General features: G+C 61.3%; 11 protein-coding genes. 6 read left to right on the top strand and 5 right to left on the bottom strand.

The features are described 5' to 3' along the window. Positions 1-256: 256 nt before the first annotated feature. Positions 257-1,840: a lipopolysaccharide biosynthesis protein gene (locus DWV32_RS07385; protein ID WP_311774666.1), complete on the top strand. Its 1,584-nt coding sequence runs from the start codon at positions 257-259 to the stop codon at positions 1,838-1,840. Positions 1,841-2,195: 355 nt separating this feature from the next. Here DWV32_RS07385 and DWV32_RS07390 read toward each other — a convergent pair whose 3' ends face one another. After that, entirely contained in the window at positions 2,196-3,035 is an 840-nt protein-coding gene (locus tag DWV32_RS07390) for a metallophosphoesterase family protein (protein ID WP_117757747.1), read from the bottom strand. A gap of 253 nt (positions 3,036-3,288) precedes the next feature. Here DWV32_RS07390 and DWV32_RS07400 point away from each other — a divergent pair, with 253 nt between their 5' ends. The 3 genes from DWV32_RS07400 to DWV32_RS07410 all read left to right on the top strand — a co-directional run bounded on the left by DWV32_RS07400 (position 3,289) and on the right by DWV32_RS07410 (position 7,474). Beyond that, positions 3,289-4,890, top strand: coding sequence for a potassium/proton antiporter (locus tag DWV32_RS07400; protein WP_117757749.1), 1,602 nt, complete (start codon positions 3,289-3,291; stop codon positions 4,888-4,890). A 226-nt stretch (positions 4,891-5,116) separates the two neighbouring features. Beyond that, complete coding sequence (gene serC / locus DWV32_RS07405) at positions 5,117-6,241, top strand: 3-phosphoserine/phosphohydroxythreonine transaminase (RefSeq protein WP_117757750.1); 1,125 nt, start codon at positions 5,117-5,119, stop codon at positions 6,239-6,241. A gap of 69 nt (positions 6,242-6,310) precedes the next feature. Then, a complete protein-coding gene (locus DWV32_RS07410) occupies positions 6,311-7,474 on the top strand; it encodes a phosphoglycerate dehydrogenase (RefSeq protein WP_117563975.1) in 1,164 nt (387 codons plus the stop codon). A 347-nt stretch (positions 7,475-7,821) separates the two neighbouring features. Here DWV32_RS07410 and DWV32_RS07415 read toward each other — a convergent pair whose 3' ends face one another. Beyond that, positions 7,822-8,871, bottom strand: coding sequence for a hypothetical protein (locus DWV32_RS07415; protein WP_117633774.1), 1,050 nt, complete (start codon positions 8,869-8,871; stop codon positions 7,822-7,824). A 154-nt stretch (positions 8,872-9,025) separates the two neighbouring features. Between DWV32_RS07415 and DWV32_RS07420 the strand changes: the two genes are divergently transcribed. Both DWV32_RS07420 and DWV32_RS07425 read left to right on the top strand, forming a co-directional pair. Next, the gene (locus DWV32_RS07420) at positions 9,026-10,246 is read left to right on the top strand and encodes a M20 family metallopeptidase (RefSeq protein ID WP_117757751.1); all 1,221 of its coding nucleotides are present in this window, start codon (positions 9,026-9,028) and stop codon (positions 10,244-10,246) included. Between the two features lie 39 nt (positions 10,247-10,285). Then, a complete protein-coding gene (locus tag DWV32_RS07425; protein WP_089572066.1) occupies positions 10,286-10,969 on the top strand; it encodes a DUF1015 family protein in 684 nt (227 codons plus the stop codon). Positions 10,970-11,097: 128 nt separating this feature from the next. Here the strand turns inward: DWV32_RS07425 and DWV32_RS07430 are convergent, their stop codons facing one another. From DWV32_RS07430 to DWV32_RS07440, 3 genes are all read right to left on the bottom strand, one after another. Beyond that, the gene (locus tag DWV32_RS07430; protein ID WP_089572068.1) at positions 11,098-11,733 is read right to left on the bottom strand and encodes a histidine phosphatase family protein; all 636 of its coding nucleotides are present in this window, start codon (positions 11,731-11,733) and stop codon (positions 11,098-11,100) included. A gap of 17 nt (positions 11,734-11,750) precedes the next feature. Next, entirely contained in the window at positions 11,751-12,293 is a 543-nt protein-coding gene (locus DWV32_RS07435; protein WP_055252053.1) for a histidine phosphatase family protein, read from the bottom strand. Between the two features lie 83 nt (positions 12,294-12,376). Next, the gene (locus DWV32_RS07440; protein ID WP_158551154.1) at positions 12,377-13,048 is read right to left on the bottom strand and encodes a nitroreductase family protein; all 672 of its coding nucleotides are present in this window, start codon (positions 13,046-13,048) and stop codon (positions 12,377-12,379) included. Positions 13,049-13,133: the final 85 nt, after the last annotated feature.

The following is a 13,133-nucleotide window of genomic DNA, read 5'->3' on the forward strand; positions in this document are numbered from 1 at the left end:
GGCGAAGCGCCCGCCCAACGGTCAAAAATCGCAGGCAAGCGGCCTAGTCGTTAGGGACACTCTTGAACAGGCAACATTAAAGGAGTGTCCCCGAATGCCGGCACTTAGGGACGTTCCCAAAGTGCCGGCACATAAGGAACGTCCCCAAATGCCGTCTACTGAATGGCGCCGCCGAAATTATCGAACAACCTGTTCAAAAACACGACCGAACACCGTCGCGTTTATACTAGAGTGCAGCAATAGAAAGGACTCCGCTTTGAGCATCACGCCCCTCGATAGCATTCGCCGCGCCATCGCCCGCCGCAATGGCGTCGCCGACCCCGCCGTAGCGGGCAGCGGCACCGCAAGGGCCCAGGGCGGACGCATCGAGAACGGCCTGTTCCCCGCCTCCCACACGGCCGAAGAGCTCGCGCGCATCCAGGAGCTGAGCCAGCGCAACGCCGGCGGCCCCGACAGCAGCCAGGCCACACGCCGTCGCCGGCGCGAACGCGATCGGGAGCCCGGCCCCGTCCGCCGCATGGTCAACGCTTGGTGGAACCGCCTGCTCGGAGCCGTCTACGGCGGCGGCTTCTCCACACAAGAAGCCGAGTACGAAGATCACGCCACCCGTCGCGACTACCTTTGGAATACCCTGGGCACCGCCGTGTGGGGCATGGTGTTTCCGTTGCTCACCATCGTGTCTACGCAGCTCGTGGGCGCCGAAGAGGCTGGCAAATTCTCCATCGCCTTTGTCACCGGCACGCTCATAATGATCGCGTGCAACTACGGCGTGCGCAATTTCCAGGTCTCGGACATCGACGAAAAGACGTCCTTTGCCTCTTACCAGCTCAACCGCTGGATCTGCGGAGCGCTCGCGCTGGCATGCGGCCTGGTATACAGCAGCGCCCGCGGCTACGATGCGCAGATGGCCACAATCGGCCTGGGCGTCTACCTGTATAAGGCGATCGACGGCATTGCCGACGTGTACGAGGGCCGCCTGCAGCAGGCCGACAAACTCTACCTGGCCGGCATGAGCCAAACGCTACGATCCGTCGGCGTCATCGCGGTCTTTAGCGTGGCACTGTTCCTCACGCGCAGCATGCCCATCGCCGCCATGGCCATGGGTGTCACCGCCATCGCCTCGCTCGTGCTGGTCACCGCGCCGCTCGCCCTGCTCGAAACCGAAAAATCGCGCCGCGTGAGCCTGCGCGAGGTCGGTCACCTGTTTATCCAGTGCGCCCCGCTTTTTGGCGCGCTGTTCCTGTTCAACCTTATCGAGAGCATGCCCAAGTTCGTGATGGAAGGCACGCTGGCCTACAAGTATCAGCTGTACTTTAATGCCCTGTTCTTTCCGGCGCAGGCTATTTTGTTGAGCATTGGATTTATCTATAAACCGCAGCTTCTGCGTTTGTCGAGCATTTGGGCTAATCCTCGCAAGCGTCGTCGCTTTGACCTGATTATTGTTGCCGTTATGGCACTGATCGTGGTCATCACCAGCGTGTGCGCCGCATTTATGGCAGGTCCCGGTATTCCCCTCATGAGCTTCATGTACGGCCTCAATTTTGAGCGCTACCGCACGCTGGCACTGCTGATGGTTGTCGCCGGCGGCGTCACCGCGGCCATCGACTTTCTCTACGCCATCATCACGGTGCTGCGCCATGCCGGCGACGTCACCAAAATCTACCTGATCTGCTTCGCCGTAAGCGTAGTGCTGCCGGTGATCCTGATCAACCTGCTGGGTCTGATGGGCGCCGTGGTGAGCTACCTAGCCATCATGGCCCTACTCCTGGTGCTGCTGATTATCGAATACGCCCACATCCGCCAACGCATCGAGCGCGACCGCAACCCGTACGGCGCCTAATTGGCGCAATGGGGGGTCTCGTTGCGGACGATTTGCGACACGCAAAACTAAGTGAGTAGACTTTTGCCGAATCCCTGACCACACCGGCAAAACACAAGTCAGTGACCTGCGGTTTTGTTGAGGCAAATTTGCCGGCTGCTCGGCATTTCCAAAAAAGTCTACTCACTTAGCCAGCGGGCAGCCAAAAAAGAACCGTCGCAACGTCGTTTGACTCCGTTGCGACGGTTTTTCGAGCATTTTCGCACTGCCGAGGACGCAGACGTTCCTCATTTCTCGCGCTTACCGAGCAAGAAGGCGCTATTCTCCGAAAGTAGTCAAAAAAGCTCCGTCCCAAATTAGCTACCCTTTGCACCGATTATTCGCCTGGGTTGATATTCGCGTAGAACTCCGCGCCATCATCCAGGCGCAGGATCCCGACGCGGCCGAACTCGGAGCCGGTGGCGGCGGCGCAGTCGATATCGATACGATCGGGCACGCCGGCGGTATCCTCGCCACCCAGGCGCACAATCTGCCCGCGGCCCGACTCCTCATCGAGCCCCGCCAGGCCGCCAACCTCGCAATAGCGCCCAAGCGACACCGTGGGCGTGTGGCCGCTCACCACGACCGGGCCCTCGCCCTCGGCAGAAAGCAGTCCCGTCGGCGCATCCCAATAGCCGTGACGAATCCACAGCAGGTCATCGGACGACTGCACCGCGAGCATCTGCTGCAGCAGCTCGCGATCGGCACCCACCGCTCCGACGCCATCGGCACAATCGACGCCATGCTCAAGTAAAAACGCGCGCGCCGCCTTCATCTCGATTCCAGCATGTACCAGCAGATACGGGCGCTCCTTGGTCTCGGCCACCGCGTAGAGCGGCAGCGCGGCCATCCATCGCACGAGCTCCTCGTATGCCTCAAATTCCATGTCGTTGAGCTGCTCGCGCGTCGTCCAGCCACCGTTGATATCCCAGGTCTCGGCATCAAGCGGATCCTGGCCAATGATGGCATCGAGCATGATCTGCTCATGATTGCCCTTGAGAACGCGGGCGTTAGGCAGCGAGCGCACGAGCTTAATAACGCCGACCGGATCGGGCCCGCGATCGATCATGTCGCCCAGCACGTACAGCGTGTCGTCGGACGTCAACGAGATCTTAGACAGGGCCTCGTCAAGCGCATGCACGTGTCCGTGAGCATCAGATGTCACATAGATCGCCATGGAACGCCTTTCCCTACCTTGCGACCGAAGCCCGGAACCGCAACTAAAACTTCAAGTTGAACTTAAACGTTACCCATTGTACTCCGTTGCAATAAAGCTGGAAAGGGTTTCCGAGCAGAGGCAAAGACGGCAGCCGTCTATGACGATATCGCGCACGCCCGCAATCCAACCCCATAAACCCACCATCTTTGGGTACAAATAACCGCAGGCAACTGACCGTGCCACGCCAACCACCCAGGAGCGGACACCATCCATGAACCAGATCCTTCTCTTTATCGGCCTCGTTATTATTCTGTGCCTGACCATCAAGCCCGTCGGCAAAAAACTCCCCTTCCCCACCCTGCTCATCTTTATCGCACTCGGCATGCTGTTGGGCGTCAACGGCCCGGCGCATATCGACTTTAGCGACTACGCGCTCACCGAAACCGTCTGCAGCACGGCGCTGCTGTTCATCATGTTCTACGGCGGCTTTAACACCAATATCGACCGTGCCAAACCCGTTGCCGTGCCCGCGGTACTGCTGAGCACGCTCGGCGTCGTCATCACCGCTGGCATCACCGGCGCATTTGCGCACTTCGCGCTGGGCTTCGACCGGATCGGTGGCCTGCTGCTAGGCTCGGTCGTGGCATCCACCGACGCGGCCAGCGTCTTTAGCGTGCTGCGCGAGCACAGCCTGTCGCTGAGAGGTGGCACCGATTCGCTGCTCGAGGTCGAATCGGGCTCCAACGACCCCGTCGCCTACATGCTCACCGCCGTGCTCGCCACACTCGCGGCCGGCGGCGACATTAACATCCCCGTGCTGCTGGCCAAGCAGATCATCCTAGGCGTGGGGCTGGGCCTTGCCATCGGTTGGACATCCAGCCGCCTGATTGAACGCGCACACGCAACGGCCGAGGGCGCGCAGACTATCTTTTTGTTCGCCGTGGCGATCATCGCCTATGCGCTGCCGAGCTACCTGGGTGGCAACGGCTTTTTGGCCGTGTACCTGGCCGGCATTGTGCTGGGCGCCAGCGACATCACCGGCAAGGTCGAGATGGCGCACTTCTTCGACACCCTCACCGAGATGGCCGAGATGACCATTTTCTTTTTGCTCGGCCTGCTCGTGACGCCCGCCCGCCTGCCGCAAATGCTGCTGCCGGGCCTGGCGCTCATGGCGTTTATGCTCTTTGCGAGCCGCCCCATCGCCGTCGGTCTGCTGCTGGCGCCCTTTAAGACGAGCCCTCGCCAGGTTGCGCTCGTAAGCTGGGCGGGCTTGCGCGGCGCGGCTTCGGTCGTCTTTAGCCTCTTTGCTGTGGTGGCCGGCGTTCCCGGCGGACACGACCTATTTGACCTGGTGTTTGTGATTGCCGTATCGAGCATTGTGGTGCAGGGTTCGCTACTGCCGGCGGTGGCGAAGAAACTCGATATGATCGATGCGGCCGGCGACGTGCGCCGCACCTTTAACGACTACCGCGACGAGGACGGCATGTCGTTTGTAAAGCTCAAGGTGGGCGCTGGCCATCCGTTTGCCGGGCGCTCGCTCGCCGATATTGGCAGCGCGACGGACATGCTCGTGGTCTTGGTGCTGCGCGACGGGGCGCACCCGGTACTGCCCAACGGCGATACCGTCATCGAGGAAGGCGACCTTCTGGTGATGGCAGCCCCAACGTTCGAAGAGCGTGCCGAGGTTACGCTGCGCGAGGCCACCGTGACGCCCCACGGTCGCCTGGCCGGTCAGCGCCTGCGCGACGTGCCGCAAGGCAAGCACCCCTTTATCGTGGTGATGCTCAAACGCGACGGCCAAACGATCATCCCCGACGGCAACACCCTCATATACGCCGGCGACGAAGCCGTCATCGCCACGCTGGCGTCGTAGTGACCAGGGGTTAGCTAATTTGCGACGAAGAAATCAAGCGCCTAGAGAACCTCATGCCTTCGCTCGCAGATTTGGATTTGCCCGAGGAGTAAAGCACCCCTCCCCCATGTAACCATCCTGTAAATCATAGCGGCGCACTCGGGTTTTGCTGTGATTCGGTCGCGCCTGACGCTCCACTGTGCTAAAGTATCCCGAACGTTCAAACGACTACGAGGGGAACTAGAAGATGGCACGTGTGCACAACTTCTCAGCTGGCCCGGCCGCGCTGCCTACAAGCGTGCTCGCCGAGATCGCCGACGAGATGATGGACTACCGCGGTTGCGGCATGTCCGTACTCGAGATGAGCCATCGATCTAGCATGTACCAGCAGATTATCAACGACGCCGAGGCAACCCTGCGCCGTCTGCTGAGCATCCCCGACAACTACCGCGTCCTGTTTTTGCAGGGCGGCGCCACGCTGCAGTTTGCGGGCATCCCCATGAACCTCATGCGCCGCGGCCGCGCCGGCTACGTCGTGACCGGCAACTTTGCCAACAAGGCGTACAAGGAGGCCGCCAAGTACGGCGAGGCCGTGCTGCTCGCGAGCTCCGAAGACACCAACTTCGACCGCATCCCCGACATGGCCGACATCAACGCGCGTATTGCCGCCGAGGCCACGGGCGACGGGCTCGACTACGTCTACATCTGCCAGAACAACACCATCTTCGGCACCATGTACCACGAGCTGCCCAACTGTGGCGATGTGCCGCTGGTCGCCGATGTCTCGAGCTGCTTTCTGTCGCAGCCGCTCGACGTTGAGCGCTACGGGCTCATTTACGCCGGTGCGCAGAAAAACGCCGGCGCCGCGGGCGTGACCGTGGTCATCGTGCGCGACAACCTGATCGCCGACGACCCGGCCTTTGCGCAGACGCCGCAGTACCTGAACCTTAAGACCCAAGCCGCCAAGGGCTCCATGCTCAACACGCCCAACACCTTTGGCATCTACGTGTGCGGCAAGGTGTTCCATTGGGTTGAACAGACCGGCGGACTTGCCGCCATGGCCGAGCGCAACTGGGCCAAGGCCAACCTGCTCTACGACCTGCTCGAGAACAGCAAACTATTCCACGGCACCGCACAGACAGACAGTCGCTCCATCGCCAACGTCACGTTCCGTACCGGCGATGCCGACCTCGACGCCGCCTTTGTCGCAGGCGCGGCCGAGCACCAGATTCAAAACGTCAAGGGCCATCGCCTCGTCGGCGGCATGCGCGCCAGCGTGTACAACGCCGTCACCATGGAAGACGTGCAGGCACTGGCCTCGTATATGAAGGACTTCGAAGCGCAGCATAGTTTGAGTCCGCGATCTAACTAGCCCGCAACGAGCGGGCCGACCAGCCACTTCAAACCACTTGTTATAAACAAATCCGCTAAGGAGTTTTTCATGCGCAAGATTAAAACCATCGACGACATTACCAAGGACGGCAAAGTCGAATTTGGCGAGGGCTACGAGTTTGTGGGCACCGCCGAGGAGGCCGACGCTATTCTGATGCGCTCCACCGACCTGCACGGCCACGAGCTGCCCGAGGGCATCCGCGCCATCGCCCGCTGCGGCGCCGGCGTCAACAACATCCCCGTCGAGGAGTACGCCAAGAAGGGCGTCGTCGTCTTTAACTCCCCCGGTGCCAACAGCAACGCCGTCAAGGAGCTCGTCCTGGGCATGCTGGTGCTTTCGAGCCGCGGCGTCGTGCAGTCGATGAACTGGGTGCGCAACAACGCCGACGACCCCGAGATTCAGGTCGATGCCGAAAAGGCCAAGAAGGCCTTTGTGGGCCGCGAGCTCAAGGGCAAGCGCATCGGTGTCATCGGTCTGGGCAACGTGGGCTCCAAGGTCGCCAACGCCTGTGTCGACCTGGGCATGGACGTTTACGGCTACGATCCGTTCATTTCCGTCGAGCACGCGTGGGTGCTGAGCCGCGAGGTGCAGCGCGTGGGCACGCTCGAGGATCTGTGCCGCGGCTGCGACTACCTCACCGTGCACGTGCCCAGCAAGGCCGATACCATCGGCATGATCAGCACCGAGCAGATCGACCTGCTGGCCCCGGACGCCGTGCTCATCAACTACGCGCGCGAGACCATCATTGACGAGGACGCCGTCGACGCCGCCCTGCGCGCGGGCAAGCTCAGCTGGTTTAGCTGCGACTTTGCCACGCCCAAGACCGTCAAGATGCCCAACACGTTTATCACCACGCATTCGGGCGCCGGCACCGGCGAGGCCGAGGCCAACTGCGCCGACATGGCCATCAGCGAGCTCAAGGATTACCTGGAAAACGGCAACATCGCGCACAGCGTCAACTACCCCGCCTGCAGCATGGGCAAGGCGCGCGCCGCAAGCCGCATTGCCTGCCTGCATGCCAACGTGCCCAACATGATCGGCCAGATCACGGCCATTCTCGCCAAGGACAACGCCAACGTGCAGCGCATGACCAACGAGTCCGCTGGCGAGAACGCCTACACCATGTTCGACACCGATGAGCACCTGGACGGCAGCACGATCGAGGCACTTAAGCAAATTCCGTCGATGTATCGTGTGCGCGTGATTAAATAGCGCCGGCGCCAATCCTGCCAGACAGACCACGAAGCCCATTCGGCCCCCGTTTTCACGAAACGGGGGCCGATTTTGTTGCTCCGGACGACTTTAAAATGATACCCAGAACAAGTTTTTTCAGATAATCGATAGTGAGGCTCAAGTCGCTAAGCACACCCGCTTTGATAAACAGCTTTATCAGGGACTTTAGTAGGTAAAAATCGATCTCTATGTGCCGAATGTAAGTTGACTGTCCATTTTCCGAAACAACTTATTCTAGATAGCATTTTTAAGGCCCCTCCAAGGCGAAATATAAGTCTTTTTGTGACCAAAACTCTAGTCCGCGCGACCGTTTTCCACCCGCGCGGCTACATTCCTGCCCAATCGATAAAAATCTCCTCACGAAGCCGCCGTTCGAGCTCCTGCTGTCGCGGCGTCTTGTCTTTCAGCGGCACATCGAGATAGGACATGATGAGCTCCATCACCACGCGGAAGGCATCGGAGTCGGCCAGCTGACCATAGGTCATCAGAATGACGGGATATCCCATCGCTTGCAGCGCCGTCGTTCGATCGGAGTCCGAAATCTTGGATTCAATGGATCCGTGAATGGCTTTACCTTGGCATTCAACCAGACACTCTCGGCTGCCGTCCTTATTTGCCAGCAGGATATCGGCATAGCGCCTATCAAGCCCCGAAATCAGGCGGGCGCTGCGCGTCATACGAATCTCAACGTTATTGGTAAGGCGCAGCCCTTCGCCGCCGCGCAACCTCGTAAGGCCAAACAGCATCGAAGCCTGGACCTCGAGCGGCGATGCTGCCACCCCCGTAATGCATTTCGCGGCTCGTATGAACGATTTAGCGCCGCGGAGCCCCCGGACCTTATCGACGAACTCTGTAAGCTCAGAGAGCTCAATCAAGGGAGGTCGTTTCCACAAGTCCGTTGGATTCCCCGAGACATCCTTTACGTTTTCCCAGCCCGACCGTGCGTCACCCCACCGGTCCCCATATGCCTGCACAAGTGCCGACTTTACCTGAGGCGCAATCTTGCACACGGCAAAGGTGCCGCACATCTCATACATGCACATGATTAAACGCTCGTTTGAGACCGAGGAAGCCAGGGTCAGCAGGGTAAAGAGCGGGGACGCGACATCGAGGCCAAACTCTGTCTGTCGCATGGAATCAAACGGCCTCTCCCCGTTCCAAACATGCCTGACAATGCGATCGCCCTTACGTCCGCAGCTGCCCTGCGCCAACACGTGTAACGGGGTGCCCAGGAAATGCGTGACGAGCGGATGCTCACATAGGTGCTCCCTGCGCGGATCGTCTACAGAATCAGGCAGGTCCGGCATTATTGCCAAGACCTGTGGGGGTATCCGGTGATACCGAAAGGCAGATATGTCGCACAGCATGTCGTCCATGAAGGGTACGTACCCGCTGCGTCGCTTGTGAACCCGCTCGGACGGCAAACGCACTGGCTCGGCCTGCGAACGGTAAATACTGCCACGCCCACGTCGCGGATCTCTCAGGAGGCTTACAATCGGTTTGGAAAGCAAACTGATTGTGAGGTTGCATATGGTTGATGAGGACTTTGCCTGGCGGCTTGCGCAGGAGCTTGTGCGGATCGAAAGCTCAGACCCGGGCGCGTATGAGGACGAGATCGAGCGCTTCATTAAGAGGCTCATTGAGCAGCAGCTGGCACAACTTGATAGTTCTGCGCTCGATGCCGTGCAGATTGAGGAGCTCGAAGTGCTGCCCGGGCGCCGCAACCTTAAAGTCACCGTGCCGGGCCAAAGCGACGAGCCGCGGCTGATCTATATCTGCCACATGGATACCGTCACCTTGGGCGATGGCTGGGACGCAGACATCGCACCGCTTGGGGCGGTTGTGCGCGACGATAAACTCTATGGCCGCGGTGCCTGCGATATGAAGGGTGGCCTGGCCTGCGCCATTGCCGCACTGGTCCATACGCTCGAACGCGTGGCGGCGGATGGCGCGCTGCCACGCCGCGGCTTTTCGCTCATCTGCTCGGTCGACGAGGAAGACTTCATGCGCGGCTCAGAGGCCGCGATCGATGCTGGCTGGGTCGGCTCGCGCGAATGGGTGCTGGACACCGAACCCACCGACGGACAGATCCAGGTGGCGCACAAGGGTCGCACGTGGTTCGAGATTGAAATGGCTGGCGTGACGGCGCATGCGAGCCAGCCTTGGAAGGGCGCGGATGCCGTCGCCGCCATGGCCGAGGTCGTGTGTTCGCTCCGTCGCGTGTTTGTGGCGCTGCCCGCGCACGATGAGCTGGGGTCTTCGACCATCACGTTTGGCCAAATCGAGGGCGGATATCGCCCCTATGTCGTGCCCGACCGCGCCAAAGTCTGGGTCGACATGCGTCTGACCCCGCCGACCGATACGGCCGCCGCGACGCGCATGGTAGAGCAGGCCATCGCCGTCGCCGAAGCCGCCGTTCCCGGTTGCCATGGCAGCTACACCGTGACGGGCGACCGCCCCGCCATCGAGCGCGACCCGAACTCTCCCCTTCTAGCAGCGCTCAAGCGTGCCGCCGATGACGTGACGGACGCGGACACGACCGTCGGCTTCTTTACCGGCTACACCGACACCGCCGTCATTGCCGGCAAGACAGGCAACCGCAATTGCATGAGCTACGGTCCCGGGTCGCTCGCGCTCGCACACAAGCCCAACGAATATGTGCCCCATGCCGATATCGTTCGTTGTCAGCAGGTGCTAATCGCGCTCGCCGATAACGTGCTCTGGGACACGAGCGGCCAAGTTGGGGCATAATAAGCCGCGAACAAACCGACTCGTGCGTTAGGACCGCCCATGAAAGCACTTCCGTTTCCCTGCATCCGCCCGGCTCAGGACCGCGTACTCGAGGCGCTGCCTGCAATGGGCAGCATCCTGAGCGGCAACGATGCTCTGCGCGGAGCCCTTGCCGATGGCCTGATGCTCAAGGACCCGGGTGCGGCGTATTACGTGTACGAATGCTCGGGCGAGCCGGGACGCGTGACGGGTGTCGTGGCGATCTGCCCGACGAGTGTACTTGCGGACGGCAAGGGCGATGCCAGCGCCGACGTGGCCGCCGCCGCGCGCGCGATCGCCGAGCTCAAGGTGCAGCCGCGCCCCGTGTCGCTCGCCTACGAGGCCTCGCCCGTCATGGATATCATCCTGGGCGCCGCCAAAGAGGGCGCGTCGCTCTACGCCGTCACCGACCCCGCGGGCATTACGCACCGCGCGTGGGAGGTCAAGCGCGAGGACGCCGTCGGGGCCATCCGCGCTATGCTCGACCAAGCACCGGAGCCGGCACTGACCGACGACCCCGCCTACGCCGCCGCTCTGACCGGGGCGTCGCAGCTGCTGGCCGATGAGGCCCGTGCCGCCGGAACGTACACCGGCAAGGAGCCGTTCAACTTTACCGTTGCCGTGCTCTTCCCCGCCGCGCAGGTCAGCGGCGCCGCGCCGCAAGTTCCGACAGGTCTGCTCACGCACCAGGTCGCGCGGTTCTAGCAAGACCAGACCGCCCAGCACAAAAATCGGCAGCTCAACAAACAGGGGGCGGAGATGCAGCAGGTACATGCATCTCCGCCCCTTTTGCGTCGAGAAGTAAGTCGGCGACCCGCACCGCCACGCCCAAACTACCCGCGCTGCGGACCCGCGGCAGCCACGAGCGGCTCAAGCCCCAGCTCGCGCGCGTAGTCTTCCTGCGTAAAGATCTCAACCAGTTCAAACGTATCGGTCGTATCGTCAAACACGAAATGCAGCACCGAGCAGTTGCCCGGCACGCGCTCGCGCTCGTCGGCCTCCGTGCCCTTCACGTGATCCAAAAACTCCTTGATGGCCGACCCGTGGCTCACCGCGAGCACGCACGAATGGTCCGGGCGTCGCATGAGCTCGGTCAGCGTCGTCACCATGCGCTCACGCACCTGCATCTGACCCTCGCCGCCAAACTGGCGATAGAAATCGCGCCACGGGCGCTCGGGCATGAGCATCACGCGCTCGGCCTCAAAGTCGCCAAAGAACCACTCACGCAGGCCGTCCAGGCGCTCGTACGCCAAGCCCGGCCACAAGTTGGCGATAGTCTGCTCGGTGCGATGAAGCGTGGAGGTGTAGGCATGATCGGGCTCAATGCCGCGCGCACGTAAAAACATGCCGGCGCGCGCCGCCTGGTCGCAACCCAACTGCGTAAGCGGCGAGTCACTCCAGCCCTGAATAATGCGCTTAAGGTTGAATATCGTCTGTCCATGACGGACCAGATACAGATCTTTATTCATAGGGGTCCTTTCGTTCGTTACCAACCCAAGAGCGAAAACGCCCCGTCGCAATAGCCAAAATGAAGCACGGCACCGTTGTCGGGTAGCTCTCCCCCGCCAGTCACATACTCAAGAAACTCCTGGCAGGCTGAGCCGTGGGAAACCGCCAGCACGCAGTCGTGCTGCGGCCTGGCCATGATGCGGGACAGCGCCGCGACCATGCGCGACTGAAGCTGCACTTCCGACTCACCGCCAAAGGCCACCGGATAATCGCCCCAGGGCTGCGGCGGCATCTCGCGATTTGATGTGCCCTCCAGCGAGCCAAAATGCCACTCACGCAGGTCATCGACCAGCTCAATGGAACGGCCCTCGCCAACGATAAGCTCGGCCGTATGCCGCGCCCGGCCCAACGGCGAGGAATACACATGATCAAAGGCCACGCCACGCGCCGCAAACGCCGTACGCGCCGTCAGCGCCTGCTCGCGCCCGCGCGCCGTAAGCGGCGAATCGTGCCAGCCCTGCAAAATGCTCTGCACATTGAGCTCAGTCTGCCCATGCCGCACCAAATACAGATCTGCCACACACCCTCCCCTCGTACCACCACAAAGGGGACAGGAGCCTTTGTGGTGATTTTGCCGCCGGATTGCACCGCAACGACGCACAACTACAGCAGCACGTCGGCAAGCGGACGCTTGGGTACGTGGTGCACCTGCGCCTCGTCGCGCCAATAATTGATGGAGCCGTCGGGGTTGGAATCGATCGCATCGATCACCTGTGTCTCGGCCGGAACGCCAAAGGCCATGATCAGCTTGAGCTCATACTTGTCGTTATTGAGCCCCATGGCATCGATCGCGTGGGGCGTAAAGGCCTTGAACATGCAGGCTGCCACCTCGGGCGTGGCGCTGCGGGCGGCGAGCATCATCGTCTGCGCGGTAATGCCCGTGTCGACATCGGTAATGGGAGCGGCGGGCTTGCCCGGAACGGCGCGCTCAGCAAGAATCGCGATGTAGCCGGTCGGGCGCTCGCCCTCATCGGGACCCGGCCAATCCTTGAGCGCACCGGCCCATGCAAGCTCGTCAAATACACGCGCGCAGTCCTCTGCACCGCTCACCACGTGAAAGCGCAGACGCTGAGCATTGGCGCCGCAGGGAGCCAGGTGCGCCAGTTCCGCCAGCTCGAGCAAAAACTCGCGCGGCACGCGCATAGACTCGTCAAAGCGACGGCACGTACGGGCACGACGGACCAGCGCATCAAACGCTTCCAGACCGAGCTTTTCGCAACCTTGCTTTGCCATCGATTCGACACTCGACGGTGCCTCGGGAACTGCTTCGTTCATAGGGACCCCCAATACAAGCCAATTGTCCTTAGGAAAATCTAACCTAAAACGTAGGCAATAACGAACAGGGCTGCAATGTTCTACA

Origin of the sequence: Collinsella sp. AF04-24 (assembly GCF_003465685.1) — a bacterium.
In the GTDB taxonomy this organism is placed as follows: domain Bacteria; phylum Actinomycetota; class Coriobacteriia; order Coriobacteriales; family Coriobacteriaceae; genus Collinsella; species Collinsella aerofaciens_AP.

Excerpts from the sequence above, each read along its gene's own strand:
- DWV32_RS07390 (WP_117757747.1), bottom strand. The coding sequence starts at position 3,035 with ATGGCGATCTATGTGACATCTGATGCTCACGGACACGTGCATGCGCTT.
- DWV32_RS07400 (WP_117757749.1), top strand. The coding sequence starts at position 3,289 with ATGAACCAGATCCTTCTCTTTATCGGCCTCGTTATTATTCTGTGCCTG.
- serC (WP_117757750.1), top strand. The coding sequence starts at position 5,117 with ATGGCACGTGTGCACAACTTCTCAGCTGGCCCGGCCGCGCTGCCTACA.
- DWV32_RS07410 (WP_117563975.1), top strand. The coding sequence starts at position 6,311 with ATGCGCAAGATTAAAACCATCGACGACATTACCAAGGACGGCAAAGTC.
- DWV32_RS07415 (WP_117633774.1), bottom strand. The coding sequence starts at position 8,871 with ATGGACGACATGCTGTGCGACATATCTGCCTTTCGGTATCACCGGATA.
- DWV32_RS07420 (WP_117757751.1), top strand. The coding sequence starts at position 9,026 with ATGGTTGATGAGGACTTTGCCTGGCGGCTTGCGCAGGAGCTTGTGCGG.
- DWV32_RS07425 (WP_089572066.1), top strand. The coding sequence starts at position 10,286 with ATGAAAGCACTTCCGTTTCCCTGCATCCGCCCGGCTCAGGACCGCGTA.
- DWV32_RS07430 (WP_089572068.1), bottom strand. The coding sequence starts at position 11,733 with ATGAATAAAGATCTGTATCTGGTCCGTCATGGACAGACGATATTCAAC.
- DWV32_RS07440 (WP_158551154.1), bottom strand. The coding sequence starts at position 13,048 with ATGAACGAAGCAGTTCCCGAGGCACCGTCGAGTGTCGAATCGATGGCA.